This is a genomic window from Wolbachia endosymbiont (group B) of Ennomos erosarius (assembly GCF_964026905.1).
Lineage (GTDB): Bacteria > Pseudomonadota > Alphaproteobacteria > Rickettsiales > Anaplasmataceae > Wolbachia.
In genome coordinates this window covers 973,160-999,977 of record NZ_OZ034708.1, presented here as the reverse complement: position 1 = coordinate 999,977, position 26,818 = coordinate 973,160, and the positions used below count along the sequence as shown (strand labels likewise).

28 protein-coding genes, 1 tRNA gene and 3 pseudogenes are annotated in these 26,818 nt (G+C 34.9%); 20 read left to right on the top strand and 12 right to left on the bottom strand.

What is annotated here, in order from left to right; genetic code table 11:
* Positions 1-14 precede the first annotated feature (14 nt).
* Positions 15-581: a phosphoribosylglycinamide formyltransferase gene (gene purN, locus AAGD95_RS05265; RefSeq protein WP_265026218.1), complete on the top strand. Its 567-nt coding sequence runs from the start codon at positions 15-17 to the stop codon at positions 579-581.
* Here purN and AAGD95_RS05260 read toward each other — a convergent pair.
* The 4 genes from AAGD95_RS05260 to ribF form a co-directional block, all read right to left on the bottom strand.
* Complete coding sequence (locus tag AAGD95_RS05260) at positions 575-1,894, bottom strand: pitrilysin family protein (RefSeq protein ID WP_341818385.1); 1,320 nt, start codon at positions 1,892-1,894, stop codon at positions 575-577. The two genes, purN and AAGD95_RS05260, sit on opposite strands and share 7 nt — an antisense overlap.
* Positions 1,881-3,221, bottom strand: a complete 1,341-nt coding sequence (locus AAGD95_RS05255; RefSeq protein ID WP_341818384.1) for a pitrilysin family protein — start codon at positions 3,219-3,221, stop codon at positions 1,881-1,883. The genes AAGD95_RS05260 and AAGD95_RS05255 overlap by 14 nt, the downstream gene beginning before the upstream one ends.
* Positions 3,222-3,335: 114 nt before the next feature.
* Positions 3,336-3,812: a signal peptidase II gene (gene lspA / locus AAGD95_RS05250; RefSeq protein ID WP_341818383.1), complete on the bottom strand. Its 477-nt coding sequence runs from the start codon at positions 3,810-3,812 to the stop codon at positions 3,336-3,338.
* Positions 3,809-4,741: a riboflavin biosynthesis protein RibF gene (gene ribF / locus AAGD95_RS05245; protein ID WP_341818382.1), complete on the bottom strand. Its 933-nt coding sequence runs from the start codon at positions 4,739-4,741 to the stop codon at positions 3,809-3,811. Before ribF ends, lspA begins: the two co-directional genes overlap by 4 nt.
* Positions 4,742-4,809: 68 nt before the next feature.
* On the opposite strand from ribF, the gene grxC reads away from it, so the two are divergent.
* Both grxC and AAGD95_RS05235 read left to right on the top strand, forming a co-directional pair.
* Positions 4,810-5,160 (top strand): glutaredoxin 3, encoded by a 351-nt coding sequence (gene grxC / locus AAGD95_RS05240; RefSeq protein ID WP_265026213.1) that lies wholly within the window; start codon positions 4,810-4,812, stop codon positions 5,158-5,160.
* 119 nt (positions 5,161-5,279) lie between these two features.
* Positions 5,280-5,684, top strand: a pseudogene (locus AAGD95_RS05235) (hypothetical protein); the annotation flags it as partial.
* Here the strand turns inward: AAGD95_RS05235 and AAGD95_RS05230 are convergent.
* Positions 5,631-5,768, bottom strand: coding sequence for a hypothetical protein (locus AAGD95_RS05230; RefSeq protein WP_341818381.1), 138 nt, complete (start codon positions 5,766-5,768; stop codon positions 5,631-5,633). The pseudogene AAGD95_RS05235 and the gene AAGD95_RS05230 overlap by 54 nt on opposite strands.
* Before the next feature lie 15 nt (positions 5,769-5,783).
* On the opposite strand from AAGD95_RS05230, the gene AAGD95_RS05225 reads away from it, so the two are divergent.
* Positions 5,784-6,635, top strand: coding sequence for an IS982 family transposase (locus tag AAGD95_RS05225; protein ID WP_410542088.1), 852 nt, complete (start codon positions 5,784-5,786; stop codon positions 6,633-6,635).
* A gap of 15 nt (positions 6,636-6,650) precedes the next feature.
* Here the strand turns inward: AAGD95_RS05225 and AAGD95_RS05220 are convergent.
* The 3 genes and pseudogenes from AAGD95_RS05220 to AAGD95_RS05210 form a co-directional block, all read right to left on the bottom strand.
* Positions 6,651-6,849: pseudogene (locus tag AAGD95_RS05220) on the bottom strand (hypothetical protein); the annotation flags it as partial.
* Positions 6,850-7,143: 294 nt separating this feature from the next.
* The gene (locus AAGD95_RS05215) at positions 7,144-8,547 is read right to left on the bottom strand and encodes an NAD(P)H-dependent flavin oxidoreductase (RefSeq protein WP_341818380.1); all 1,404 of its coding nucleotides are present in this window, start codon (positions 8,545-8,547) and stop codon (positions 7,144-7,146) included.
* 144 nt (positions 8,548-8,691) lie between these two features.
* Positions 8,692-9,543 carry an IS982 family transposase gene (locus AAGD95_RS05210; protein WP_410542088.1) on the bottom strand — a complete coding sequence of 284 codons (852 nt, stop codon included), beginning with the start codon at positions 9,541-9,543 and terminating at the stop codon, positions 8,692-8,694.
* Positions 9,544-9,865: 322 nt separating this feature from the next.
* Here AAGD95_RS05210 and AAGD95_RS05205 point away from each other — a divergent pair, with 322 nt between their 5' ends.
* A complete protein-coding gene (locus AAGD95_RS05205; protein ID WP_265026095.1) occupies positions 9,866-10,093 on the top strand; it encodes a transposase in 228 nt (75 codons plus the stop codon).
* A gap of 401 nt (positions 10,094-10,494) precedes the next feature.
* Positions 10,495-10,767 carry a hypothetical protein gene (locus tag AAGD95_RS05200; RefSeq protein WP_341818378.1) on the top strand — a complete coding sequence of 91 codons (273 nt, stop codon included), beginning with the start codon at positions 10,495-10,497 and terminating at the stop codon, positions 10,765-10,767.
* A 255-nt stretch (positions 10,768-11,022) separates the two neighbouring features.
* Here AAGD95_RS05200 and nuoI read toward each other — a convergent pair whose 3' ends face one another.
* Positions 11,023-11,505: an NADH-quinone oxidoreductase subunit NuoI gene (gene nuoI / locus AAGD95_RS05195; protein WP_265035700.1), complete on the bottom strand. Its 483-nt coding sequence runs from the start codon at positions 11,503-11,505 to the stop codon at positions 11,023-11,025.
* A 222-nt stretch (positions 11,506-11,727) separates the two neighbouring features.
* Between nuoI and mnmE the strand changes: the two genes are divergently transcribed.
* From mnmE to AAGD95_RS05155, 8 genes and pseudogenes are all read left to right on the top strand, one after another.
* Positions 11,728-13,263 carry a tRNA uridine-5-carboxymethylaminomethyl(34) synthesis GTPase MnmE gene (mnmE, locus tag AAGD95_RS05190; RefSeq protein ID WP_341818377.1) on the top strand — a complete coding sequence of 512 codons (1,536 nt, stop codon included), beginning with the start codon at positions 11,728-11,730 and terminating at the stop codon, positions 13,261-13,263.
* Positions 13,264-13,310: 47 nt separating this feature from the next.
* A tRNA-Ser gene (locus AAGD95_RS05185) sits at positions 13,311-13,398 on the top strand.
* A 170-nt stretch (positions 13,399-13,568) separates the two neighbouring features.
* Positions 13,569-14,585 (top strand): NAD(P)/FAD-dependent oxidoreductase, encoded by a 1,017-nt coding sequence (locus AAGD95_RS05180; RefSeq protein ID WP_341818376.1) that lies wholly within the window; start codon positions 13,569-13,571, stop codon positions 14,583-14,585.
* Positions 14,586-15,158: 573 nt separating this feature from the next.
* Positions 15,159-16,009 (top strand): annotated as a pseudogene (locus AAGD95_RS05175) (IS982 family transposase).
* Positions 16,010-16,544: 535 nt separating this feature from the next.
* The gene (locus tag AAGD95_RS05170) at positions 16,545-17,183 is read left to right on the top strand and encodes an HAD-IA family hydrolase (protein WP_341818375.1); all 639 of its coding nucleotides are present in this window, start codon (positions 16,545-16,547) and stop codon (positions 17,181-17,183) included.
* Entirely contained in the window at positions 17,183-17,668 is a 486-nt protein-coding gene (locus AAGD95_RS05165) for an RDD family protein (RefSeq protein WP_341818374.1), read from the top strand. Before AAGD95_RS05170 ends, AAGD95_RS05165 begins: the two co-directional genes overlap by 1 nt.
* Positions 17,669-17,727: 59 nt before the next feature.
* Positions 17,728-18,204, top strand: a complete 477-nt coding sequence (gene bfr, locus AAGD95_RS05160) for a bacterioferritin (protein WP_155969303.1) — start codon at positions 17,728-17,730, stop codon at positions 18,202-18,204.
* Between the two features lies 1 nt (position 18,205).
* Positions 18,206-18,823, top strand: a complete 618-nt coding sequence (locus AAGD95_RS05155) for an SURF1 family protein (protein ID WP_253309892.1) — start codon at positions 18,206-18,208, stop codon at positions 18,821-18,823.
* Between the two features lie 30 nt (positions 18,824-18,853).
* On the opposite strand, the gene AAGD95_RS05150 is transcribed toward AAGD95_RS05155, so the two are convergent.
* Together AAGD95_RS05150 and AAGD95_RS05145 are read right to left on the bottom strand one after the other, a co-directional pair.
* A complete protein-coding gene (locus AAGD95_RS05150; RefSeq protein ID WP_341818373.1) occupies positions 18,854-20,572 on the bottom strand; it encodes a monovalent cation:proton antiporter-2 (CPA2) family protein in 1,719 nt (572 codons plus the stop codon).
* Between the two features lie 5 nt (positions 20,573-20,577).
* Positions 20,578-21,150: a thioredoxin family protein gene (locus tag AAGD95_RS05145; RefSeq protein ID WP_341818372.1), complete on the bottom strand. Its 573-nt coding sequence runs from the start codon at positions 21,148-21,150 to the stop codon at positions 20,578-20,580.
* 108 nt (positions 21,151-21,258) lie between these two features.
* On the opposite strand from AAGD95_RS05145, the gene tmk reads away from it, so the two are divergent.
* On the top strand, positions 21,259-21,849 hold the full coding sequence (gene tmk / locus AAGD95_RS05140; RefSeq protein WP_265034877.1) for a dTMP kinase: 591 nt from the start codon (positions 21,259-21,261) through the stop codon (positions 21,847-21,849).
* Between the two features lie 304 nt (positions 21,850-22,153).
* Here tmk and AAGD95_RS05135 read toward each other — a convergent pair whose 3' ends face one another.
* Entirely contained in the window at positions 22,154-22,279 is a 126-nt protein-coding gene (locus tag AAGD95_RS05135; protein ID WP_341818371.1) for a hypothetical protein, read from the bottom strand.
* A gap of 15 nt (positions 22,280-22,294) precedes the next feature.
* On the opposite strand from AAGD95_RS05135, the gene AAGD95_RS05130 reads away from it, so the two are divergent.
* The 5 genes from AAGD95_RS05130 (at position 22,295) to AAGD95_RS05110 (ending at position 26,781) form a co-directional block, all read left to right on the top strand.
* Positions 22,295-23,146: an IS982 family transposase gene (locus AAGD95_RS05130; protein ID WP_410542088.1), complete on the top strand. Its 852-nt coding sequence runs from the start codon at positions 22,295-22,297 to the stop codon at positions 23,144-23,146.
* 177 nt (positions 23,147-23,323) lie between these two features.
* Entirely contained in the window at positions 23,324-23,659 is a 336-nt protein-coding gene (locus AAGD95_RS05125) for a hypothetical protein (RefSeq protein ID WP_341818370.1), read from the top strand.
* 78 nt (positions 23,660-23,737) lie between these two features.
* Positions 23,738-24,013 carry a YggT family protein gene (locus AAGD95_RS05120; protein ID WP_341818369.1) on the top strand — a complete coding sequence of 92 codons (276 nt, stop codon included), beginning with the start codon at positions 23,738-23,740 and terminating at the stop codon, positions 24,011-24,013.
* A gap of 4 nt (positions 24,014-24,017) precedes the next feature.
* The gene (locus tag AAGD95_RS05115; protein WP_341818368.1) at positions 24,018-26,123 is read left to right on the top strand and encodes an FtsK/SpoIIIE family DNA translocase; all 2,106 of its coding nucleotides are present in this window, start codon (positions 24,018-24,020) and stop codon (positions 26,121-26,123) included.
* A gap of 172 nt (positions 26,124-26,295) precedes the next feature.
* Positions 26,296-26,781 (top strand): hypothetical protein, encoded by a 486-nt coding sequence (locus AAGD95_RS05110; protein ID WP_341818367.1) that lies wholly within the window; start codon positions 26,296-26,298, stop codon positions 26,779-26,781.
* Positions 26,782-26,818 lie beyond the last annotated feature (37 nt).

Below are 26,818 nucleotides of genomic sequence, written 5' to 3'. Positions count from 1 at the left end.
TTAACTGTGCTACAATGAAAAAGATAAAACTCGGAATACTAATTTCAGGCAGGGGATCAAATATGCAGGCCTTGATAGAAGCATGTCAAGATCAGAATTTTCCCGCAGAAGTTGCATGTGTTATCACAAATAATAGCGAAGCTGCTGGTCTGAAAACAGCAGAGCAAGCAGGAATCCCAGCGTTTGTTGTTAATAATAAACCACTTGATGCTGATAAAATTCACAAAATACTTGTTCAACATAAGGTTGATTTAATTTGCCTTGCAGGGTTTATGAGAATTCTCAAAGCTGATTTTCTGAGTAAATGGCATAACAAGGTTATAAATATTCATCCCTCTTTACTTCCGTCTTTTAAAGGTCTAAACGCTCAAGAGCAAGCTCTAAAAGCAGGTGTAAAAATTACAGGTTGTACTGTACATTATGTCACTCCTGAAGTTGATGCTGGAGCCATAATTGCTCAAGCTGCTGTGCCAGTGTTACCAGCTGATGATATTCAAAGCCTTTCAGAACGCATTCTAGCTGAGGAGCATAAGTGTTATGTAGAAGCAGTAAGATCAATAGCAGAAAGTATTCATTATTGACTTTGAGTGTTTTTTCCAACTTCAACAAAAAATAAATTTTCAGGATCCAGTAAAGAACTTGCTAACTCGTTTACTTTCTCTAATTTAACGTCATTAATGACATTCGCATAATTATTTATACGGTTAACATCAAGATCATTTATTTGCATATTATCGAGCAGCATTGCTGTATTTGTGTTATTGGACAGGAAAAGGACAAGATTATTTACCAAGCCAATTTTTGCATCCTTGAACAATTGTTCGTCAATTCCCTCCTTTCTTATTCTGCTAAATGTATCTTTTACTGCTGATATAGCTTTGTCAGCAGTAGAACTATCAGTATTAATACTTCCAGCTATAACGTTCCCATGTTTATTGGGAATAATCATTGCATAAACACCATAAGTAATACCCAAGTTTTGCCTCAGTTCTGTCATTAATATTGAATTCAGCCTCATGCCACCAAGTGCATCAATTAAGACACGAGCGTTATAATAATTAGGATCTTCATAAGCTATACCTTTTTGAGCAAAAAGTATCACACTCTGTGGTATATCCATAAAAATATTCTTACTTTCTGCAGAACCAAAATTATTTTTTACAGGTATTTTTCTAACTTTTGATCTTTTTGACGGCAATTTAGATAAATATTTATCTAATAGCGTAATAATTTCTTCTTTTTTTGCACAACCAGCAACACTGATAACTATGTTATCTTTAGCAAAATTACGCTTTATGTATGTTAAAACATCGTCTCTAGTAATGCTCACTCTAGTGTCAAGAGTACCGTACATACTTTTTGAGTAAGGGTGTTTTTTAAACAACAACGTATTCAATTCTTCTACAGCAACAAAGCCAGGATTTTTTTCAAGATTATTAAAATCAACTTTGGCTTTCTCGAAAACTCTATTCAACCCTTCAGGGTCAACTTTAGGACGCATTATAGTATCGCTCAGTAATGAAATTGCTTCCTCTAGATTGTCAGACAAAGTATTTAATGAAACCCTAAATGCTTCTAAATCAGCAATAAAATTTAAACTAATCCCTTTATCTTCAAGCTTTTTCGCAAAATCTTTGGCATCATTTTTTCCTGCCCCTTCTTGAATTACAGAAGAAGTAAACCAAGTAAGCCCTTGTTTTTCCGCATTCTCATACACGTAACCTGCATCTTTGAACGATATATTGAGTGAAACTTTTGGCAAATCATGATTTTCTACAAATAAAAACTTAAATCCTTTACGGGTGGTGACCTCCTCTATATTTAGGTTACCACTTGCTTGTAAATTAAAGCCTAGACAGAAAAAAAATAGAAATATAATTTTACTTATTCTCATTATTATCTCCTTTTGGTAATAAACGACCAATTAACTTATTAGCAGAAAAAATAGCACGGATTTTATTATTTACATCCTCTAGATTGACATCATTAATCTTGCTATATGAAATATCTATTTCATCAAGTGGAATGCCAAGTGCTAGGTGCGGCACATAAAACATTGCTATATGAGTTAAGTCAGATAGATTATCAAACTGTGCTGCTTTGTATCTATATTTTGAGCTTTGTAATTCCTCGCTCGTCACCCCTTTAGATACGAAGCCATTAATAGTATTATCTAACTCTCTTTCAACAATATCTAAATTAGCGCCACTTTTTGGAATTATCATAATATCAATGTAGCCATCACTAAAAGCTAGGCTATTATAATAAGCAAACACTGATACTGCCACATCTTTATCTAAAACCAAATCTTTATACAGTTTGCTGGATTTGCCGCCACCTAAAATGTCAACCGCTAAATGAGCAGCAGAGGCTTCATTTATGTGCTCAAATAAAGGAACACGATAACGAAAATATAAAACTGGTTCTTTTACTTCAGTGCTCTCTAAAATCACCGATAAACCTGCATTATGCACTGGATCCTGATTTGGGTAATGTCTCATTACAGGCTTAGCTTTAATTTCGCCATATTTTTCTTCTGCTAATTTCACTACTTCATCAAATTCCACATCACCCACAATCAGTAATATTGCATTGCCGGGGTGATAATAGTTATTATGAAACCTCGTTATGTCATCCTGATTGTAAGTTTTGATATCGCTCTCCCAGCCAATAACAGATCTACCATAGCCAGTACGGTAAAATGCACTATCCATTTCTTCCCATAACAAGTTATGAGGTTGGTTATCAAATCTCATCTTTCTTTCTTCTAATACGATGTTTTTTTCTCTATCTATTTTGTCTTGAGTAACATTAAAGCTGCCCATTCTATCTGCTTCAACTTCCATTGCAAGTGGTAAATCTTTTTTTGGGACCAACTCAAAATAACAAGTATATTCTTTAGTGGTAAACGCGTTAAATTTAGCCCCAATGCTACTCATAGTGGCTTCTATGTCTTTAAACTTTCCTGTAGTTTTAAACATTAAGTGTTCAAAGTAGTGAGCCAATCCTGCTTTGCCGATTGGATCATCCATTCCCCCAACTTTGTATATTACTGCATGTAAAACGGCTGGAATCCGATGATTAGGAACAACATAAACATCTAGTCCATTACTGAGTTTAGCATGTTTTATGTCGTGCTCTATGCTCAAAGCCTTCAAAGAAATTGAGCAAGTAAAAAAAAGTACAGGTAGTATAAGAAAACTAAAAAACTTATGAAGCATTATTTCGACCTAATATAAAAACAATTATTTTATTCCTCATTGTTGTTTGAAAATAAACATATCATATGTATACCACTTATATAGCGATGTCAACATTATGTAAACATAATTATTTTATTCCTCATTTTGTTTAGAAATAAGGATATCGTATATATACCACTTATATAGCAATGTAAACATTCCACAAACTATAGATAAATCTGCTAAATTAAAGGCTGGCCAATACCAATCATCAATATGAAAATATATGAAATCATATACAGCTCCCCAGTAGATCCTGTCAACTACGTTTCCGATTGCTCCACCAATCATCAGAGAAAAACCAAGGTAAGTTGACTGATCATCAGACTTGTATATCAAGTATGCAAGTATACCAATTATTAGTATTGAAACTGCTGAAAAAAAGAAACCGCCATGTGGTAAAGCGCTACACATTCCAAAACTAATACCTGAATTCCAAACTTCAACTAGCTTTATAAAGCTAGTGATCTCAATTGATTCTCCTTCATCAATCAATGAGTTTATGTACGATTTGCTCGTTTGGTCAATCAATACTATAATTAGTACAACAATTAAGCATAACTTTTTCATAAATTTGCCTTTAACCTACAAACTTTAAGTATATCATAATTTATCTGTTTTGTTAACTCCTCAATACTATGGAATTTTTTTTCTGACCTTATGAATTTTAAAAGTTGTATGTTGACTTTATGATTATATACGTCTTCATCAAAATCGAATATGTGCATTTCTATTATGGGCTTTTTCAGATCCTTAAATGTAGGTCTCATACCAATATTGACTACTCCATATAACCAATTTGGGTTATTATCAGAAAACATCACTTTAGCGTAATATGTACCAAATTTTGGTTTTATCATGCAATCTTCTATAGGAATATTTATGGTTGGAAATCCTATTTCTCTACCTCTACATGCACCTTTTGTCACAACACCAGAAACTTGATAAGGTCTGCCGAGCAATTTATTAGCAATTTCTGTTTCGCCCCTCTGTACATACTCCCTTATTGAAGAAGAAGAGCAAATTTTGCCGTCAATTATTAATGACTCTAATTTAGTCAAAGAGTATCCATATGTTTCAGAATATTTCTCTAGAGTTAATATATCACCCAATCGTTTATGACCAAAAGTGCAATTTTCTCCGACAATTATGTGTTTAGCGCCATATTTATCTATTAAAATCTTACTGATAAAGTCATCGCAGCTAACCTCAGAAAAACCTCTATTAAAATTAATAATATACAAGTAATCTATACCATAGCTGCTGATCAGTTCCTTTTTTTGTTCTTGGTCTATTAACCTAAAATTGTTTCTACCAAATAAAACAGTTGATGGGTGAGGCTCAAAAGTTAAAACTGCGGAGGGTAATCCTCTTTCTTGTGCTACCTTCTTTAGAGTGGAAATTGCAAATTCATGTCCTAAATGAATGCCATCGAAATTTCCGAAGGTCAGTGCTATATTATTTTCTATCCCTTGCTCACAATTATAAATAATTTTCATACAATTTGATGTTTTTACATGTTTCTTATATATAATAACTATATTTTAGTAAGCTACGGAGATAAATTGTGAAAAATACTAAAGGAAAAGTTATAATATATGTAAAGCAGCACTGCCCATTCTGCAAAAAAGCAAAAGAGTTGCTGGATAAAAAAGGTGTGAAATATGAAGAAATCGATGTGCTCAAAAACTCAGATCTATTTAACGACATAAAATCAAAGTATAACGTTAGAACAGTTCCACAGATTTTTATCAACGATAAGCACATTGGGGGGTGTGACAAATTGATGGATCTTGAAAAAGAAGGAAAGTTGGATGATATGCTAAATAATAATGACAATCACATTGATGTCACAACCTACACAAGTAGCAATGACGAATATGAAGAAGGCGTTGTACTACGCGATGATTTTATATAATTTTTATCTCGCTTTCATTGTCATGTAATGCACGAGTGAAAAGCTAGTATGCTCACTTTAAACAATTCTTAATGAATTAAAAATACAATTCATTTAGTGAGTTTTTTTAGTGGGAAAAAATGACAAAAAATATTTCAATTATTAGCAGAAACTTAATTAGTATCGAATTAGTTAACAAACAAGATTTAGAGAATTTCATCAAGATTTTCACAGTGCTTGATAAACATATAGCAGCTAAAACACTTTTTACAGAAGAAGTGAGAATAGAGTACAAGCAGCACAACGGCATAGAAGTTGTTGAATTGCTAAAAGATACAGACTTTACATATCATGAGGTTGAAAATGTATTGAACCACCTGAGTAAACATGGAATGAAGGTGCCCAGCAATGTTATAGCACATACCCTTTTTTCTGCATGCAATCACGCACTTGAATCTAAGGATGTAGCATTTTCCTTTTCTGAAGGATTTTCACAATTTAACATCAGAGTAAATAAGAATACCTTTATAATAACTCCTATGACGCGAATTCTGGATTAAAGGAGAATAGAAAAGGCAAGAAAACAGGGTAAACTCAGCAGTTATAAAAAAACAGATGAGGTTAACCATGGAAGATATAACAAACTGTTTTGTTTGGTCGATGATTTTTGCAGAGATATAGAGAAAAATTTTGCAGGTAAACTACTGCCAAATGGTAAAAAACCCACAAGAACAACGGAAATTGAGCACTCCGAAATCATGACAATAATCCTGCTATATCAACAATCTCCGTGTAAAAATTTCAAAACTTTCTATCTACATTACCTAACGTTGCTCTACAAATCAGAGTTTCCAAAGTTGCCTTCATATACCAGGTTTGTTGCTCTAAAGCCTAGGGTTTTGTGGCATTTAGCAATGTTGTTGCATTGGCTTTGTGGACAGTCAGAAAACACTGGAATTTCATATATAGACACAACTCCCATTGCAGTTTGTCATGCAAAAAGAATATCCAAAAACAAAGTTTTTGCTGGAATTGCAAAATTAAGCAAGAGTACTTACGGCTGGTTTTTTGGTTTCAAATTACATATGGTAATCAATGAAAATGGTGAAATTCATTCACTTACGCTAACAAAAGGCAATGTTGATGATAGGATACCTGTGCCAAATCTGACGGAAAAATTAACCGGCCTTTTGTTTGGTGACAAAGGTTATATTGCAAAAGAGCTTTTTCAGAAGCTGTTTGACCGAGGTTTGAAACTTGTTACCAAGGTGAAAAAAGGTATGAAAAATGCATTGATTTCGCTAAATGAGAAGATTTTACTGAGAAAAAGGTCTATCATTGAGACTGTTTTTGGTTACCTAAAAAATAGACTAGAAATTGAACACACTCGCCATAGATCCCCTGTTAATTTTTTGGTTCATATCTTTTCTACTCTCATTTCCTATTCCATCAAATCCAAAAAGCCTTCTATTTCCTATACTTTCTTCCTTCCTTAATCCAGAATTCGCGTTCTTAACATAAGGTGACACTGCGTCATAAAAAAAACAGCTATTGCCTGTTAGCTATTTCATCTGTTTCTTGAAGATTTCTGATAAAATTATTTAAGTCTTTTAAGCGAAACGTTTGAATATACTCCGGTTTTCCTTCTTGCAAGTAACAAACAGTAAAACTATTGGTATAATGCCTATGTGACGCATATTTTTCCTCCAATTGCACATTTCAATATATCAGAGTACTGGTTGGTCCAAACTCCTATGCGAGGTCATCACATTTTGTGAGCCTAACCGGTGGCAGAATCTGAGTAACGAGGTCTTCTTTCATATACTTTATACAAGAACACTCAGAAAAAGTGCCAACCTGCCACCTATCCACTCTGAGAAGTGATTATCTTCTCTTGCTTCCAACCAAGCAATACCTAATTCATACCTTCTGGGTAAGGTCAGTAGGTGGTAAAATATAAACATTTTATAAAGTGAAAAATGGACTTTTCAGGCCACTGCTGACTCAATACCCAGTCAATATCCTTTTTACCAGTTCTTTTACTGTCGGTACATAGCCATTCTCATAAAACGGATCTTGCTTGAATTTATATACATTATGTCCGGAAAACATGAGTTCATTTTCAATATCGCTGTCATGTATAATGTTTTGCAGTGTCTTTTGTATACAAAAACTCCGTGGATCTGGTTTTTTCCCTGTTGAATGGTCGCCATGATCTTTCCAATTGCTAAACAGGCAATGGCTCAAACATCCCATGCAATTGATTTGATCTTGTCTTATCTCTGCAAATTTGTCTGGCGTCACAAAAATAACAGTTGAATCTGGGGTTTTCATTGCTTCTGTGTACCCTTCTTTAGTCCATGTATTTGCCAGTTCTTTGTCTTTTGCAGTAAGGTAAATCTTCCTACCTCTGCTACCCATTGCAAATTCACTATTGAATTCCTTGCTGGCATTTTCTGAAAACTTTATTTGACGTGAATTCCGTTCCTGCAACTCACGTATGAAGTTATTTTCTACTGCAGATGAGTAAAATCCTGTTGGACTGAATTTATTTAAAAATACGTCACCTTCTTCTAAAGTGAGTAGCTTCTTTTTCCACTCTGCAGAAATTGGGCTTTCTTTCGTCAAAAGTGGACGAGTGCCAAACTGAAAAGCTATTGGTCCAATTTGCAGATTGTCAAACCAATGTTCCCAATCTTTCAAATGCCACACTCCTCCTGCCATAACAATTGGTGTTTCTGAAAGACCGATCTCGTTCATGAAAGATCTAAGCTCTGCAACTCTTTCAAATGGAGCCTGTGGTAGCTCTGGGTCTTCACTGTTACTCAGTCCATTGTGACCACCAGCAAGCCATGGATCCTCATAAACTACTCCACCTAGCCAATAAGAAGATATTTTTTGGTAAGCACGTTTCCATAATGCTTTAAAAGCGCGTACCGATGAGATAATAGGGTAATAATAAACCTGATATTTAGCTGCAATTTCTCCAAGCCTATAAGGCATACCAGCACCGCAGGTAATACCATGAACTAAGCCTTTTGCTCTTTCCAATATGCCATGAAGCACGCGTTCTGCTGCCCCCATCTCCCAAAGCACATTCATATGTACTCTTCCACGGCCTTTTGATATTTCATTTGCTATTCTTGCCTGACTAATCCCAGCTTCAATACTATACTCTATCAATTCACTGTGTTTTTCATTTCTTGTTTTGCCTTTGTAAATTAATGGCACTAACTCGCCATTATCATCAATAAGCTTAGCATTTGCACCAGAAAACGTACCCACAGCATCTGCTGCAGCAAATGCTCCGCTTGATCTTCCATCACTGATTGCAATGCCTTTGCCGCCCTCGATGATTGGCCACACTTCCTTTCCTGAAATTACTATTTTTTTTATCTTATTTTTCAAAACTTCCTCGCAATCTTTCACTCTATTTTACTTAATTACTAAAAAAATAATAGCTGTTTATTTTTTTCTTGTATCATTAAAGCTTCTATAGCTACTATCCTATCCACGCTGCACAAATATTGTAGTTTGAACGCGAATTCTGGATTAAGGAAGGAAGAAAGTATAGGAAATAGAAGGCTTTTTGGATTTGATGGAATAGGAAATGAGAGTAGAAAAGATATGAACCAAAAAATTAACAGGGGATCTATGGCGAGTGTGTTCAATTTCTAGTCTATTTTTTAGGTAACCAAAAACAGTCTCAATGATAGACCTTTTTCTCAGTAAAATCTTCTCATTTAGCGAAATCAATGCATTTTTCATACCTTTTTTCACCTTGGTAACAAGTTTCAAACCTCGGTCAAACAGCTTCTGAAAAAGCTCTTTTGCAATATAACCTTTGTCACCAAACAAAAGGCCGGTTAATTTTTCCGTCAGATTTGGCACAGGTATCCTATCATCAACATTGCCTTTTGTTAGCGTAAGTGAATGAATTTCACCATTTTCATTGATTACCATATGTAATTTGAAACCAAAAAACCAGCCGTAAGTACTCTTGCTTAATTTTGCAATTCCAGCAAAAACTTTGTTTTTGGATATTCTTTTTGCATGACAAACTGCAATGGGAGTTGTGTCTATATATGAAATTCCAGTGTTTTCTGACTGTCCACAAAGCCAATGCAACAACATTGCTAAATGCCACAAAACCCTAGGCTTTAGAGCAACAAACCTGGTATATGAAGGCAACTTTGGAAACTCTGATTTGTAGAGCAACGTTAGGTAATGTAGATAGAAAGTTTTGAAATTTTTACACGGAGATTGTTGATATAGCAGGATTATTGTCATGATTTCGGAGTGCTCAATTTCCGTTGTTCTTGTGGGTTTTTTACCATTTGGCAGTAGTTTACCTGCAAAATTTTTCTCTATATCTCTGCAAAAATCATCGACCAAACAAAACAGTTTGTTATATCTTCCATGGTTAACCTCATCTGTTTTTTTATAACTGCTGAGTTTACCCTGTTTTCTTGCCTTTTCTATTCTCCTTTAATCCAGAATTCGCGTTCATAGGTAGCGATGCAACAAAGCCCACTGGAATCGAGGAATTTTGATTATAAGTAAGCATACTGAGCTGATGACTAAAGGTAGCTGTTTTATGCTAAAACAAACGTTTTTGATACAGAAGCTGGATCCCAGTGGGCTTTGTTGCATAGCAACTGAAAAAATCTGGTGGCTACTGACAAAATTCATTATAAAATAGCCATTTAACCTTTGAAGAAAAAATATGCCACAGAAAATGAAAGTCAGTAACCAAAACGAATATAACAAATTCCTTGAAAAAAGGGGAAATATTTTTCGTTACATCGATGAAGCTATCGAAAATTGGTATGAAATTGGGCCAAAAATGCAGGGCGGCAACTATATTTATAGTGATAAAGTGGTGATTTTGATACATATAACAACCCATCTATTCAGAATAGGTTTGAGTGGGATTTTTAGAGGGATACATTGAACAAATAGGAAAAAATTTGCAGCTATTCACAAGCATCAAAAGAAACTTAATATTAAGATCAATGATTGCAGAGTTGATAAAAATAATATGGAAGATATCGAAATTGCCATAGATAGCACAAGCATCAGCATTTATAACCTGGACACAGCAAGGAAAATAGCGAAAATAGAAAGTATCGCAGCTATGAACAAGTAAAGAAACTACACGTAATGTTGAATATAAACAGCAAAAAAGCCATAGCTGCAAAATACAGTAACGGTCTGATCACTATGGAGCTTGCGATTTGCTTAAAGAAGTTCATGCCATAAAAGCACTATATGCAGACAGAGCATATGACAGACATAAACTCTATAAATTGTATGCTGAATGCGGCATAAAGACAAAAATTCCTCCAAAAAACGATGCAGCAGAGCATCCAAAGTATGGCAGAGAGAAATGCTGCAATTAGACTAATAAAGTCATACAGCGAAGATGGAATGAAGAGGTGGAAAAGGCAAACAAACTACGGAAAAAGATCTTATGTAGAAAGTTTTTTCTCGCGACTGAAACAAACATTCGGGTTTAATTTTCGGAACAAATCTGAAATTAATCGTGGGAAGGAACTGCTACTCAAGTGTTATTTGCTGAATAAATTTATCGAAATAGGCGTGCCTAAGTTTGAAATGGCTACATAAGTTTTTCCTGATCTATCCAATACAAGGTGCTATGCAACAAAGCCATCCCAGTGTCAGCTACTTGGATGACACCATTTGCTGCACATTCAGGTTAAAACGTTCGCACAATTGTGTGCTTGACACTGGTCCTTTTTTCCAGATTCCAGCATCATGTGCTGCCAAAAGGTAGGCTATTAGTCTTTGACTTAAATCACAGTTGTACAAGAGATCTATTACATACTTGCTGTAAGAAATTTTAATTGTTGACATACCTAGTTAATAACAAGGTCTATTCTTTTTTAACCTGAGTGCAATTGCGTCTTCCCAAACTTCACCATTATGCAATAACTTTTCTTTATTGTACATTAGCTCCTCTCTTGTTTCAGTAGCAAATTCAAAGTTAGGACCCTCCACAATTGCATCAACTGGACATGCCTCTTGGCAAAGTCCGCAGTATATGCATTTTGTCATATCAATATCATAGCGCGTGGTACGGCGACTACCGTCTTCTCTTTCCTCTGCTTCAATCACTATTGCTTGAGCAGGGCAGATAACTTCGCATAATTTACAAGCTATGCATCGTTCTTCACCGTTTGAATACCTACGCAACGCATGCTCACCACGAAACCTTGGACTTAGAGGACCCTTCTCCATAGGATATCTCAACGTAACCTTTGGTTTGAACATATATTTCAATGTAATAGCAAACCCTTTAATTAACTCTACAAAAGACCAATACCAAGCTAATTTCTTGAGCATAAAATATTTAAAACTTGTGTCAGTCATTATAAATCATATTATCAGTTTTCAAAATAAATATTTTCACCTGGGTGACTTTTACAGCTTTTCTATATAATACATTCACTAGTATGATAGTACTGCATAAATATAAACTAGCAAGATAGATAAAAATTTTGAATATTTTCAAATTAGGTATTTTGGTTTCTTAAGTGTAATATTGCTAAGTAGTTTATATAAATAATGACAAACACAAATGAAACTATTTTCGCTTTATCGACCGTATTTGGTAAGTCAGGAGTTGCAGTAATTAGAATTTCAGGCAACTACGCGCTTAAAGCTTTAAATCATTTTCATATTAAGAAAGAAATTAAACCAAGATTTGCTACTTTAGTTGATCTATATGATGATTCCAATCAATTGATAGATAATGGAATAATCATCTATTTCCCTGCTCCAAACAGTTTCACTGGCGAGGACGTTATAGAGTTACAAGTGCATGGAAGCAAGGCAGTCATAAAAATCATCTTGGAGGAATTATCGAAAATTTTTGTTATGGCCAGACCAGGAGAATTCTCACTTAGGGCTTTTCTAAATGGTAAATTTGACTTAACGCAAATAGAAGGGATTGCAGACTTAATTGATGCTGAGACGAAAATGCAAGCTAAACAAGCGATTAAGCAGATATCAGGAGAATTGGAGAGACTATACAGCAATTGGAGGCAAAGATTAATAACGATACAATCCAAAATCGAAGCATATATAGACTTTCCAGAGGACATTTGGGCAGAAAAAAGTGAATTGGAAAAAATTAATAATGAAGTGCAATCTCTCGTGCAGTTGATACAAGAGCATTTAAATGATAATAGACGGGGCGAAAGGTTGCGTGAGGGTTTACATATTGTAATAACTGGTGAACCAAATGTCGGTAAATCAACTCTGTTTAATTTCTTAGCCAAGCGTGATATTGCTATTGTTTCTGAATATGCAGGCACAACAAGAGATATACTTGAAGCTCATATTGACATTGGCGGATACCCAATCATTCTCTCTGATACTGCTGGAATTCGTGAGAGTTCAGATCCAATAGAATCAGAAGGTATAAGTCGAGCGAAAAAGAGGGCTTTTGAAGCTGATTTAAGAATAGAACTATTTCCTTTTGAACAACGACACGATGTCAATTATCAAGCCAAAGGCAATATACCATCTGTCGTTGACACACAACTATGCAAATATTGTAATCAACAAACGGTGTCATCCCAGTGCGTGACACTGGGATCCAGATATAAAAATACTTGCAAATTATGCAATAGACAATGGATTCTAGAAACATGTGCTGAAAACAATGTTCATGATGAGATAAGCTGGATTCCAGTGTTAGCTACTTGCATGACATCAGACCAAAATGACACCATTCATGTTCTGAGCAAAGCTGACGATGTTATCAATAATCACAATATAAAAATTAATGGCATAGATCTTTTACCCATTTCTATTCTAAAGGGAATAGGTACAAACAAGTTGATCTCTCTCATAAAAGAGAAGGCAGAGGAAAAATTTGGGCATGATAGAGACACTCCTGTGATTACTCGGCAAAGACATAGGAGTCACATGCAGAAAGCACTGGAACATTTACAACGTTTTAATATCGATAATCCAATTGAATTAATATCTGAAGATTTGAGGCTTGCTGCATTTGAACTTGGTGCGGTGATTGGAATTATTGATGTTGAGGAAATATTGGACAGTATATTTAGCAACTTTTGCGTGGGCAAGTAAAGCTTTTATAGATTGCTTAAAATCAAATGTTGTGATAGAAAAGAAATGGACGGATGGCCGAGCGGTTTAAGGCACCAGTCTTGAAAACTGACGTACGTGATGAGCGTACCATGGGTTCGAATCCCATTCCGTCCGCACTTAGCATCCCGCTATGTTAGCTAATTTTTAGAGCTTATTTGGACTATGTGGCTCGTAATGCTGGAAATCTTATCTAAGAGAGCCACATCTTTTAAAAATACATCCCTTTGTAAATTGACCTTGTTAGCGAAGAAAGCTAATATCTATAAATAGATCACCATCTGAATATGGAAACCGATATAGTAATAATAGGTGCAGGACCTGTTGGAATATTCACTGCTTTTCAAGCGGGAATGCTTGATATGAAATGTCATATAATAGATGTTTTGGATCAAGCAGGAGGACAATGCACAGCTCTTTACCCAGAAAAGCCAATATACGATATACCTGGTTATCCTGTAATTACTGCTCAAAAATTAATTGAGCGACTAATGGAGCAAGCTTCACCGTTTGAGCCTGTTTACCATTTAAGTCAAAAAGTGGAAAAGATTTCAAATAACGAAGGTGAAAACTTTACTATCATAACGAACATAGGTACAGAGATAAAATGCAAAGCCGTTATCATTGCTGCAGGTAACGGAATGTTTGAACCTAACCGTCCACCCTTAAGTGGTATATTAGAATATGAAAATAAATCTGTATTTTATAGTGTAAATAGAATTTCTGATTTTCAGGACAAAACTATAGTCATTGCAGGGGGGGGTGATTCTGCGGCTGATTGGACCGTAGAACTTTCTAAAGTTGCAAAGAAAATTTATGTGATACATAGGAGAAAGGAATTTCGCTGCACTCCTGAAACTAGAAATAAATTAGAATCACTTGAAAGTGATGGAAAGATAGAACTGGTAGTGCCATATCAATTACACGAACTAGCAGGAGGTAATGGGCAGTTGAGCGCAGTGATAGTAAAAAACATTGCCTCTAAGGAAGAAAAAGAAATATCCGCTGATTTTTTGCTGCCATTTTTTGGATTGTCAATGAATCTTGGTCCAATAAACAATTGGGGTATAGAGTTAGAACATAGCCGCATAGTTGTTGATCCGACTACCTTAAAAACCAGTAGAGATAGGATATATGCAATCGGAGATATAGCTACTTATTCAGGCAAACTAAAGTTAATATTAAGTGGTTTTGCTGAGAGTGCCATGGCTTGTTATGACATATACAAAGTAATCCACAACTCTCCAGTCAATTTTCAATACTCGACTTCAAAAGGAATTCACGGGAAAGAAAAACTTGCTTGACACCCTTCGCCAGCCCCCTTATCATGGTACTGAAGGTATTCATTTATCTTCAATCTGTGCAGATTAAACGACAACAGTATTACGTAATTGGCGTCTTATTTTTAATTTTTTGCACTATGCGCACCCTACGTCTTCACAACTATCTGGGTTTTTACCTATATAAGCTGAAACGCGCTTATAAAGCGTTTAAGACAGTATAGCACGCCAATTTGCAGGATTAGAGAGTGACAACTAGCTAATACGGGATATCTTTTGCCTTTTTTTCTGCTTAGTAAATTTCTTAAACATTCAAACTAAGGTGAGTTGCATTTAAAAGCAGCTAAATTGCAGTGTTTAAGACTTAAAAAACGCCAATGTTCTAAAATAGATATTAATCGGGGCTTCTTTTGCCTTTTTTTTATTTGGTAAATTTCTTAATGTTTGTGGCTAAACGACAACCGTCATCCCGCTACTTGTTAGCGGGATCTAGAGACGCGAATTCTGGATTAAAGGAGAATAGAAAAGGCAAGAAAACAGGGTAAACTCAGCAGTTATAAAAAAACAGATGAGGTTAACCATGGAAGATATAACAAACTGTTTTGTTTGGTCGATGATTTTTGCAGAGATATAGAGAAAAATTTTGCAGGTAAACTACTGCCAAATGGTAAAAAACCCACAAGAACAACGGAAATTGAGCACTCCGAAATCATGACAATAATCCTGCTATATCAACAATCTCCGTGTAAAAATTTCAAAACTTTCTATCTACATTACCTAACGTTGCTCTACAAATCAGAGTTTCCAAAGTTGCCTTCATATACCAGGTTTGTTGCTCTAAAGCCTAGGGTTTTGTGGCATTTAGCAATGTTGTTGCATTGGCTTTGTGGACAGTCAGAAAACACTGGAATTTCATATATAGACACAACTCCCATTGCAGTTTGTCATGCAAAAAGAATATCCAAAACAAAGTTTTTGCTGGAATTGCAAAATTAAGCAAGAGTACTTACGGCTGGTTTTTTGGTTTCAAATTACATATGGTAATCAATGAAAATGGTGAAATTCATTCACTTACGCTAACAAAAGGCAATGTTGATGATAGGATACCTGTGCCAAATCTGACGGAAAAATTAACCGGCCTTTTGTTTGGTGACAAAGGTTATATTGCAAAAGAGCTTTTTCAGAAGCTGTTTGACCGAGGTTTGAAACTTGTTACCAAGGTGAAAAAAGGTATGAAAAATGCATTGATTTCGCTAAATGAGAAGATTTTACTGAGAAAAAGGTCTATCATTGAGACTGTTTTTGGTTACCTAAAAAATAGACTAGAAATTGAACACACTCGCCATAGATCCCCTGTTAATTTTTTGGTTCATATCTTTTCTACTCTCATTTCCTATTCCATCAAATCCAAAAAGCCTTCTATTTCCTATACTTTCTTCCTTCCTTAATCCAGAATTCGCGTTAAGAGTGTTAGCTGCTTCTTGAAATTTTTTGTCATTTTTTAATTCTGCAACTTTTTCACTTGTGAAGATGCCCTTCCCTTTATATTGTTGGTCAAGCTCAGCAATTCTTTCAAAATCTTGACGTACTTTTTCATTTGCACGTCCTTTTTGACTTTCAAATTTCTGATTCAATTCTGCAACGTTTTTCATTTTGTTCTCAAGCTCCTTACTGTTCACAGCTTTTAGAGCCTCTGTTCCTTTTGCGATATAATTAACCTTCTCTTCTAATGAGGTACCTTCTGGAAAAGCACCTGGAGAACGTTCAAAAACATCTTTAAACTTTTTTTCAACACTTTCTTTAGATGTCTGAGCCATACCTATTACCTATTAAAATATATCATATAACCAGTATATTAGCTAATTATATAAAAAACAGTTAACATAACTTGTGGTAAAGAGTGTTTATCAAGAGCGTCCTCTTTATATTTTTTTTATTAAAATGCTATTTACTTATTAACTTAAAATATATAACAATATAGAAATGAAAAACAGCCCGTTAGCAGTAGTATTCGATTGGGATAATACCTTAGTTGACACTCAAGATAACATTTTTAATGCTATTAAACATACCATAAACTCAATGGGGTATAGTAATAAAGCTGCTGATAGAAATTCCCATGAGTCGAGAAAGAGCTATATGGTCAATTTATTTGGCGATCAGTGGAAAAAAGCAAATCAGATATATCAACAATATTTAGATGATGCACTATTGCAAAACATTGCTCTGAATCAAGGAGTAGAGGAAATGTTGCAGACACTGAAAAGCTACAATATTTATCTAGCAATAGTAAGTAATAAGAAAAATACTAATTTACGTGAAGAAGTTACCTATTTTAAACTAGATTCTTACTTTGAAAGAGTAGTTGGGTCATGCGATACTGCAGAAGATAAACCATCTGCAATTCCACTGCTATTTGCACTAGAAGAGAGTACGTTGTCTATAAATAGAGAAAATGTGTTTTTCGTTGGTGATAGCATCACAGATGTTCTGTGTGCACAAAATGCCAATTGTTTACCCATTATATACGGTCAATCAATAAGCGGTTACAAAGATTTGTTATGTTTTCAACATTTTGATAAGCTTACAGATTTTATAATAAAGTATTTAGAAGATAGGTAATGACAGAGATTGCCAGTATAAAAAGGCGCTTTTGCGCATATTTAATAGATGTAGCAATTTTATTAATTCCAACTTTATTAATTATACTGCTATTAGAGGATTCTTCGTTGATCTTACATCTATCATACATGTGTGTAAATTGTAGTTACTTCACATATTTTATATCTTCAAAGGCCCAAGCAACTCCAGGTCAACAGTTAATGAATATATGTACTATCAATTTAGATAATTCTAAAATAGACTTGAATTTAGCGTTTGACAGGAGCACTTCCCAGTTTTTTCTTCCTTTGTTAAACAGTGTAGTAGTTGTCCTTACTGAATTTTTGCAAGATCAGGAGGTATTAGTGAATGTCTTGAGTGCATTGAAAGTAATGATAGTGCTGCTCACTCTCTGCTGGTATCTAGTTGCTTGTTTTTCTAAAAAGAAACAGACATACCACGACATGCTATTTAATACGGTTGTTATCAAAGGAACTATTAAATGAGTTGCTATAATCATCATTATCATATAAATTATGCTGATAAATTGAACTAAGGGAAGATTATGAATGAAGAGATAGTAAAACATTTGAACAAATTATTGACCAATGAGCTGACTTCTGTACGTCAGTATCTTTTGCATTTTGCGGTTCTCAAAAACAATGGAATTAATAGACTTGCAGAAAAGGTAAAAAATGAGCTTAACGAAGAACTTGAACATGCAAACAAGTTGGCAGAAAGAATTTTGTTATTCAAAGGAGTTCCAAATTTTCAGGATACAAACGAAATATCAAAGCATGATGGAAAGTTTACAAAAGACACAATACGGAAAATCTTAGAAGCTAATTTGAAATTAGAGGGAAAAGGTATTAAGGATATCAAAGAAACGATTTCTATCGCTGAGAAAGAAAAAGATTTTGTTAGTGTAATGTTATTAGAAGAGATGTTAAAAAATGAAGAAGAGCACTTCCATTGGATTGAGAAACAGATTGACCTTATTGAACTAATGGGTGTTGAAAACTATTTAAGAACACAAATATAGAGTGTTAAAAAAAACAGTATTTATTTTAATTATACCTTGCTTGCTTCTTTTTTTATTAGGATTATGGCAAGTATTCAGATTGAACTGGAAGAATAATATTATTAAAAGTATGAGTCTTCCAGTTGTTCATCTATTGCCCAATAACGACCTTGAAAAATTTAACTATAGGCATGTCAAGATCGATGGGATTCTAAGTGACATAGAACTATATGTTTTTGCAGGGCAACACGGCTATCACGTGCTGTCTCCTATGTTGCTCACCACTGGACGTTACATGTTGGTGAATAAAGGAATAGTCAGAGAAAAAAAGGAGAAAAAAGTAAAAATTGAAAAAGTAGTTGCAGATGGAACTTTATATTGCGATAGCAATAAAAGCAAAAATTGGTTCATCAAAAACGATACTGCTTCGAATACATGGTTTACCCTGAGTACAGAGGAAATTTCCAATGAGTTAGGTATTAAGCTAGAGAAGTGTGTATTGTGGCCGAACAATTTTGGCAGCAAAGTAGCTATACAGCCAATGAAGCATTTGGAATATGCAATCACTTGGTTTGCACTTTCCTTAACTTGGTTGATTATGTGCGTAATTTACTATAGGCAAAACCTCAATAAAGCTTGAAGCTTTCTGTACATAAAATTAGAAAAGTAGTTATTCATCTTTATCACTACCAAGGTCTTTTAACATACTGTAATTGCCTTTTCTGAATCTACTTTTTAAAGACGTAACTCCACTTTCGCTAATACCACTGAGGCTCAGTGCAGCTCCACCTAGCTGCAATCCTATCTCAGATGTTTCAGGAATAATTTTACTAGCTCCTAGATCTCTATAAACCTCCACATTACTCAGATCTGGTAAGCGTATTACAATATTTACATGCGGAAAATTTGCAGCAACTAAAGAAACAACTTTTTTTATAGTAACTTCATTCTTTATTGAAACCACGAGAGCTTGAGCTCTTTCTATTCCTACCGATTTTAAAATTTCACATCTTGTAACATCTCCAAGATATATAGGAAAACTATCACTTTTTCCTTCTTTGACTATTTTCGATTGAATATCTACAACAACGTAACTTAAATGCTCTGCCGTAAGCATTTTTGTTACCATATATCCCACTCTACCAAATCCAGCAACTATCACATGGTTATAAAGATCTTGTGTATCTGTTTCAACAGCTTCATCATCTAATATTGTTTTCTCAGTGCTAAATGAGTTTGCTATCCAATCTCCAAGCCCCGATAAAAGAGGAGTGAAAGCCATGGTTACTGTAGTTACCATCATAAGTACTTGAGCGATTTCACTTGGTAGCACATTTAGTTCATTTGCTAAGCGAAATAAAATAAACGCAAATTCACCGCCTTGTGAAAGTAGTAACCCAGCTTGTATAGCAGGTGCACTCTTAAACCCAAAAAATCTACACAATATATATATGATAGATGTTTTTAAAACGATAAGGATAATCGATAATAAAGTAATTAGTGGTAACTTATTGAGTAAAAGTTCGGTATTGATGGACATACCAACAGTCATGAAAAATAAGCCAAGAAACAAATCTTTAAATGGTAATACTGCGTGCTCCACTGAGTGTCTATATTCTGTTTCTGCAACTAACAATCCAGCGACAAATGCACCTAATGCCAACGATAAATGAAATTGCTCAGTAATAAATGCTGATCCTAATACTATTAAAAGCGTTGTTGATATAAAGATCTCATTACTTTCCATTTTAGCAATAACCGAAAATAAAGGTCTAAGCAATAATCTACCAGTTATAAATATCAGCACTAATGCAATAGCTGCTTGCACTAATGAGCCTGCCAATGAGCTTATCAGGCTGTGCTCAGAATTGCCAGCAAGTAAAGGTACCAATACTATTAATGGTACCACTGCAAAATCTTGCATTAATAGCACTGCTATCGACAACCTACCAACCTGACTTGCTTGAGAACCTTTTTCTTGCAGAACCTGCAACACTATTGCTGTTGAGGATAGCGCAAGCCCACCACCAATAACTGTCGCTATATTCGTATTCACTCCGAAAGCAAGAGCGATGCACCATATTGCTACCATGGTAACTATAACTTGAAGAGAACCGAACCCAAATACATGAATACGCATAGCGATCAGGCGTTCAAATGTCAATTCAAGGCCTATAATGAATAATAGAAAAACTACACCAAATTCTGCAAGATTATCCATTGCTTCAGCTGAGTGTATCAGATTAAATCCATGAGAACCAATAATTGCACCTGCAACGAAGTAACCAAGCACTGGACTAATATTCATTTTCCAAAACGCTATGACTATAAACACAGCAGCAGAAAGTAAAATTATAATATCAAACAAATGCTGAGAGCCACTGTGCATGATATTTAACCTGTAGAATTAGACCATTTAATTGAGCAGCCAATACTTGATTTTTGGTCAATTGGAAAATTACCAGTTTCTGCAATAAATTTCATAGCTTGAGATAAGTCACTACTTCCTACTTCATAGCTTTGAACCTTTTCTTTTTTTGTGTCGTTAAAACGTCCACGATAGCAAAGGTTTAAATTGGAATTAAAGCCAAAAAAGTCAGGAGTGCAAACAGCCCCGTATTCTTTAGCTATTTTCTGTGTACTATCAATTAAATATGGAAATGTAAACTTATTTTCCTTGGCAAAATTAATCATATTTTCAAAGGAATCTTCTGGATATTCATTTACATCATTTGGCATTATTGCAATGGTGTTTACCTGATAATCTTTTTTCAATTGATCAACATCGCTTACCAAATTGCTAATAATTGACTGAACGTAAGGACAGTGATTGCATATAAACATTACAATAAGACCATTTTTTCCACAACAGTCACTTAATGTATAGTATTTATTGTCTACTCCCAAAAGATTAAAATCTTTTGCAGTAAAACTAAAATCGACTTTAGGAGTATTCAGAGCAACCATAGACTATTATTATACCATATGTAATTTACGGTCTTATTATTTAAATGTCAAACGGTTTCTATGTATACTGTTTGCATATTCTTTTTTAGTATTATAATTATAAAACTTATGTTCATAACTTTCGAAGGAATAGACGGCTCTGGTAAAACAACACAATCTAAGCTACTTGCAAATCATTTTAAGCAAATTCAAGGCGAAAATAACGTAGTATTGACTCGAGAACCAGGTGGCACTGATTTTGCAGAAAAGATAAGAGGAGTGTTGTTAACAAATAATATTGATCCTATTTCTGAACTCTTGCTACTTATCTCGATGAGGCGCGAACATATGAAAAAATTAATATTACCAGCTCTTGCAGAAGGAAAAATAGTGATTTGTGATCGGTTTATTGATTCAACTATTGCATACCAAGGATATGGGTTTGGAGTTGACTTAGGGCTAATAAGGGACTTACATAAGCTAGTGAAAATTAAATATCCAGATATTACATTCATTCTAGATATTGATGTTAAAGTTGGGTTAAATAGAGCAAAAGACAAGAATAAATATGAAGAAATGGATGTTAATTTTTACAATAAGGTCAGAAAAGGGTTTCAGGAAATAGCCATAGAAGAGCCCGTTAGGTGCAGTGTTATCACTGAAATTGAAGCTAAAGACAACAATCAAGTATATAGTGAAATTATTAGACTTCTTGCATAACCTAAATTAAAAGGCAATTATTTTTGGCGTTTTTTGTAACAGCTGATAATTGTGATTTAAGTCCGTCAGGAAAGGGTCTCCGTTCCTGTCGTCCCATTCTTCTGTCATCTAAGTAGCCCCTTCTCCTATCATCCCAGTAGCCTCTTTCTCTTGTCATTTCAGTGTCAGCTACTTGCATGACAGCAGTCCTACGTCATACCGCCGCGGTATCTCGGCCGCTAACACGTAGCAACTGTTCTCCCTTGTCATACCGTCACGGTATCTCTAGATCCCGCTAACACGTAGCGGGATACTTAACCATCATCTACACCGTCATACCGCGATTCATTCGCGGTATCTCAAAACGCGAATTCTGGATTAAAGGAGAATAGAAAAGGCAAGAAAACAGGGTAAACTCAGCAGTTATAAAAAAACAGATGAGGTTAACCATGGAAGATATAACAAACTGTTTTGTTTGGTCGATGATTTTTGCAGAGATATAGAGAAAAATTTTGCAGGTAAACTACTGCCAAATGGTAAAAAACCCACAAGAACAACGGAAATTGAGCACTCCGAAATCATGACAATAATCCTGCTATATCAACAATCTCCGTGTAAAAATTTCAAAACTTTCTATCTACATTACCTAACGTTGCTCTACAAATCAGAGTTTCCAAAGTTGCCTTCATATACCAGGTTTGTTGCTCTAAAGCCTAGGGTTTTGTGGCATTTAGCAATGTTGTTGCATTGGCTTTGTGGACAGTCAGAAAACACTGGAATTTCATATATAGACACAACTCCCATTGCAGTTTGTCATGCAAAAAGAATATCCAAAAACAAAGTTTTTGCTGGAATTGCAAAATTAAGCAAGAGTACTTACGGCTGGTTTTTTGGTTTCAAATTACATATGGTAATCAATGAAAATGGTGAAATTCATTCACTTACGCTAACAAAAGGCAATGTTGATGATAGGATACCTGTGCCAAATCTGACGGAAAAATTAACCGGCCTTTTGTTTGGTGACAAAGGTTATATTGCAAAAGAGCTTTTTCAGAAGCTGTTTGACCGAGGTTTGAAACTTGTTACCAAGGTGAAAAAAGGTATGAAAAATGCATTGATTTCGCTAAATGAGAAGATTTTACTGAGAAAAAGGTCTATCATTGAGACTGTTTTTGGTTACCTAAAAAATAGACTAGAAATTGAACACACTCGCCATAGATCCCCTGTTAATTTTTTGGTTCATATCTTTTCTACTCTCATTTCCTATTCCATCAAATCCAAAAAGCCTTCTATTTCCTATACTTTCTTCCTTCCTTAATCCAGAATTCGCGTTTTAAAGGATGTAGGAACAGAACGCTACTTAGAATTTATCTTTGCTTGTGGTACTTACTGTAAAAAGAATGGTACTGATAATTCCTATTACACCTCCAATAGTGATAGCGATTACCCCATAGATAATAATGATTATAACGTAAGCTCTGCACATTCTATGTTGGTGTATAAAGCAGAAAATAGTAAATATATATTTTTTGATCCTAATGAAGGGGCAGTTGGCTTTTGCCCCGATACAGGAGTTGCTAATTTAACCTCTGAAGAAATTTGTAAGACACTAGAGTTGGCTGTAAACCTTTATTCATACGATCAATATATTGAAGATTTTTTGATTGTTCCAGACAGTTTTTACACTTATGTTATGCTTGCAGATGCAACATTAATGTTAAAAAAAGCTGAACAATTTTACGAAACAGCAAAAGATCCAAGCTCAAAAATTGTAGATATATCTGTTAATAAAAATACTGGTAATTTATCATTTATACCTGTAATGCCATAAAAGTGTATAATTGCTACAAGACTTGATTTTTAACCTTTCATGTAATACAAGTGCAATATAGTCAATTAAAGCAAAGCTATGCATCCAATCATATATCTACTCAACACGTTACTTGATTTTTATAGCTTCATTCTAATATGTTGGATTATCCTAGATTTGCTGATTAGGCTTAATATAGTGAACGTGTATAATGATACTGTCAATCGCATAATGCGCACCTTGAATCAGTTGACTTATCCACCACTAAAAATTATCAGAAGATACATACCACCGTTCAACGGATTAGATTTATCTATAATGATATTGCTAATAGCAATTCGCTTTGTACAATATACAATGAATTACTACTTTTAAGTAGATGCTAAAAAGATATCTAAAAGCAGCAGTATATCTATCACTCTTAATATATATATATATATCAGTTTTTAGCTACAACTATAAAGATCCTTCCTTAAACACAGCTACAAATGAGGAAGTGACAAATTTAGGTGGAATAGTAAGTTCATATTTAGCTGATATATTGGTTCAATTTCTTGGATTAACTAGTGTTACAATAGCTACAACCATAGTTTACTTGTTGATCTTCAGGCCATCAAAAAGGCTGCTAAAAATTCTCTATTTAATATTAATCAATTTAGGGATATGTGCTATACTACCACAACTTTCGCTAGGCATCACTGCAAGGTACAGACACAGTGGAATAATAGGGAATGCACTAATTAATAACTGCCCGTTTTATGTATTTGTGATAGTAACATCAATAGGTCTTATAGGATCGGTTGGTTGGAAGAGAACAATTTACTCTCTATTCTTCTTATGTAAAAAAATAGCTTGCTTATTTGTAAATGTTCCATTCTTCAGATCACATAAAACTTCTGAATATTCAGTTGCACCATTAGTAGTAGAAGAAAAACATAGAATTACTAAACAACAACCAAGAAAAAGACAGACCGAAGAAATTTTTAAACCTTCCAGTGAGTTCGAGTTTCCAAGCATTCATTTACTTTCTAAAGCAGAGGAGTCTTTGCAGAGAAAGCAGCTGAATAAAATGGAGAGCAATAAAAATTTATCTCTGCTGGAACAAGTCCTGAGTGATTTTGGCGTGCAAGGAAAAATTATCAGTGTATGCTATGGGCCGGTTGTGACTTTATACAAACTTGAACCACAAGCTGGCACGAAATCTGCAAGAGTGATTGGCCTTGCAGATGATATTGCACGTTCAATGAGTGCACTCTCTGCACGTATTTCAATAATTCGTGGGCAAAATGCTATGGGAATAGAGTTGCCAAACAAGGAACGAGAAATTGTAATGCTGCGTGATTTGCTTGAATCCCCAGAATACCAGAATGCAAACTTAAATCTTCCAATTGCGCTTGGCAAGGAAATAAGCGGAAAACCAGTTATTGCAGATCTGACTAAAATGCCCCACTTGCTTGTTGCTGGAACCACAGGGTCGGGTAAATCAGTTGCGATTAACACTATGATTCTTTCACTCGTTTATCGATTAAGTCCTGATGAATGTAAGATGATAATGATCGACCCCAAAATGCTTGAGCTTTCGATATATGATGCAATACCGCATCTAATAACGCCAGTGGTAACAGAGCCAAAAAAGGCTGTAGTCGCTCTTAAGTGGATAGTGAAAGAAATGGAAAATCGTTATCGCATGATGTCGTATTTGAATGTACGCAACGTAATAAACTATAATCAGAAAATCACAGAAGCGATGAATATTGGAATAGAATTGGAGCGCGTTGTGCAGATTGGCTTTAATTCAACAACAGGCAAACCTTTGTTTGAAAAAATACCAATCAAGATGGAGACATTTCCATATATTGTAGTGATCGTGGATGAAATGGCAGATCTAATGCTTGTTGCCGGTAAAGAAATAGAGTGCTCTATTCAACGTTTAGCTCAGATGGCTCGTGCTGCAGGAATACACATCATAATGGCAACACAACGTCCATCCGTGGATGTGATAACAGGTGTGATAAAGGCAAACTTTCCAACAAGAATCAGTTTTGCTGTTACTTCTAAGATAGATAGCCGCACAATACTTGGCGAACAAGGGGCTGAACAATTGCTCGGCATGGGTGATATGCTCTATATGGCCTCTGGTGGTAAGATCATTCGAGTTCACGGCCCATTTGTAAGTGATAATGAGGTGCAAGATATAGTTGATCATCTGAAAATGCAAGGTGAGCCGAATTACATGGAGGAAATCACCAAAGAAGATGAAAATTCTTCTGTGGAATCAGAAGGTGAAACAGAGGATGAAGAAAACGACCTTTACAACCAAGCAGTGGCCATCATTCAAAGAGATCAAAAAGTTTCAACCAGTTACATTCAACGACAACTTAGAATAGGCTATAACAGAGCTGCAAACATCGTTGAAAGAATGGAAAAGGAAGGTATTATCAGCGCTCCAAATTACTCAGGGAAGAGAGAGATATTGGTTGAATAACAGGGCTTCTTTTTTTGCAACCTTGTAAATACCTTAATTTAAGTTTCCGCACTTTCAAAAAGCAAGTCAAACAAAATTATTAAAAGGTCAATACATAATGACAGTTAATTTAATAATAATTTAAACATTGGGAATGTAAAATTATAATATATTAATTAACTAGGGGGTAAAAATGAGTGTAACTAAATGGGTACTTGGCTTTGATAAGTCAGATATAACAGCATTGCAGGGAAGTCAACAGATTGATGCTGAGCAGTTTCAAAAGGTATTTAGTGCATTAAAAGAATGGCAAGAAGCTCAAAAGATTGATGCTAAACAGTTTGAAGAGGTATTTAGTGCATTAAAAGAAAAGATTGGTACTGAGCAGTTTCAAGGTATGCAAGAGCACTTAAACGGCCTGCAAGAAAAAGTGGAAACACTTACAGAAGCAGTAGGAGAACAAGAAAAAACACTACTAATTTGTACCATAGCCACTGCTGTTGCTGTAACAGCGATAACTTGTTTTGTTGCATTCTGCATCTATCAGGGAGTTAAGCTTGAGAGGGAGAAAGAAAAGAACTCGCTTGATCAAGATACACCAAAAGCAAAACTTAGTAATGTAGATACTACCGATGGTACTGAAAAACTACAGAATAACTTAAAAGTGGAAACTATATAGCTGCATAACACTCTTCTTAAGAAGGTGTTACATAGCT

Bases quoted from the DNA above. Each gene is read 5' to 3' on its own strand.
- purN (WP_265026218.1), top strand. From the start codon at position 15: ATGAAAAAGATAAAACTCGGAATACTAATTTCAGGCAGGGGATCAAAT.
- AAGD95_RS05260 (WP_341818385.1), bottom strand. From the start codon at position 1,894: ATGAGAATAAGTAAAATTATATTTCTATTTTTTTTCTGTCTAGGCTTT.
- AAGD95_RS05255 (WP_341818384.1), bottom strand. From the start codon at position 3,221: ATGCTTCATAAGTTTTTTAGTTTTCTTATACTACCTGTACTTTTTTTT.
- lspA (WP_341818383.1), bottom strand. From the start codon at position 3,812: ATGAAAAAGTTATGCTTAATTGTTGTACTAATTATAGTATTGATTGAC.
- ribF (WP_341818382.1), bottom strand. From the start codon at position 4,741: ATGAAAATTATTTATAATTGTGAGCAAGGGATAGAAAATAATATAGCA.
- AAGD95_RS05230 (WP_341818381.1), bottom strand. From the start codon at position 5,768: ATGGTTAACCTCATCTGTTTTTTTATAACTGCTGAGTTTACCCTGTTT.
- AAGD95_RS05205 (WP_265026095.1), top strand. From the start codon at position 9,866: ATGCCACAGAAAATGAAAGTCAGTAACCAAAACGAATATAACAAATTC.
- AAGD95_RS05200 (WP_341818378.1), top strand. From the start codon at position 10,495: ATGCAGCAGAGCATCCAAAGTATGGCAGAGAGAAATGCTGCAATTAGA.
- nuoI (WP_265035700.1), bottom strand. From the start codon at position 11,505: ATGCTCAAGAAATTAGCTTGGTATTGGTCTTTTGTAGAGTTAATTAAA.
- mnmE (WP_341818377.1), top strand. From the start codon at position 11,728: ATGACAAACACAAATGAAACTATTTTCGCTTTATCGACCGTATTTGGT.
- AAGD95_RS05180 (WP_341818376.1), top strand. From the start codon at position 13,569: ATGGAAACCGATATAGTAATAATAGGTGCAGGACCTGTTGGAATATTC.
- AAGD95_RS05170 (WP_341818375.1), top strand. From the start codon at position 16,545: ATGAAAAACAGCCCGTTAGCAGTAGTATTCGATTGGGATAATACCTTA.
- AAGD95_RS05165 (WP_341818374.1), top strand. From the start codon at position 17,183: ATGACAGAGATTGCCAGTATAAAAAGGCGCTTTTGCGCATATTTAATA.
- bfr (WP_155969303.1), top strand. From the start codon at position 17,728: ATGAATGAAGAGATAGTAAAACATTTGAACAAATTATTGACCAATGAG.
- AAGD95_RS05150 (WP_341818373.1), bottom strand. From the start codon at position 20,572: ATGCACAGTGGCTCTCAGCATTTGTTTGATATTATAATTTTACTTTCT.
- AAGD95_RS05145 (WP_341818372.1), bottom strand. From the start codon at position 21,150: ATGGTTGCTCTGAATACTCCTAAAGTCGATTTTAGTTTTACTGCAAAA.
- tmk (WP_265034877.1), top strand. From the start codon at position 21,259: ATGTTCATAACTTTCGAAGGAATAGACGGCTCTGGTAAAACAACACAA.
- AAGD95_RS05135 (WP_341818371.1), bottom strand. From the start codon at position 22,279: ATGGTTAACCTCATCTGTTTTTTTATAACTGCTGAGTTTACCCTGTTT.
- AAGD95_RS05120 (WP_341818369.1), top strand. From the start codon at position 23,738: ATGCATCCAATCATATATCTACTCAACACGTTACTTGATTTTTATAGC.
- AAGD95_RS05115 (WP_341818368.1), top strand. From the start codon at position 24,018: ATGCTAAAAAGATATCTAAAAGCAGCAGTATATCTATCACTCTTAATA.
- AAGD95_RS05110 (WP_341818367.1), top strand. From the start codon at position 26,296: ATGAGTGTAACTAAATGGGTACTTGGCTTTGATAAGTCAGATATAACA.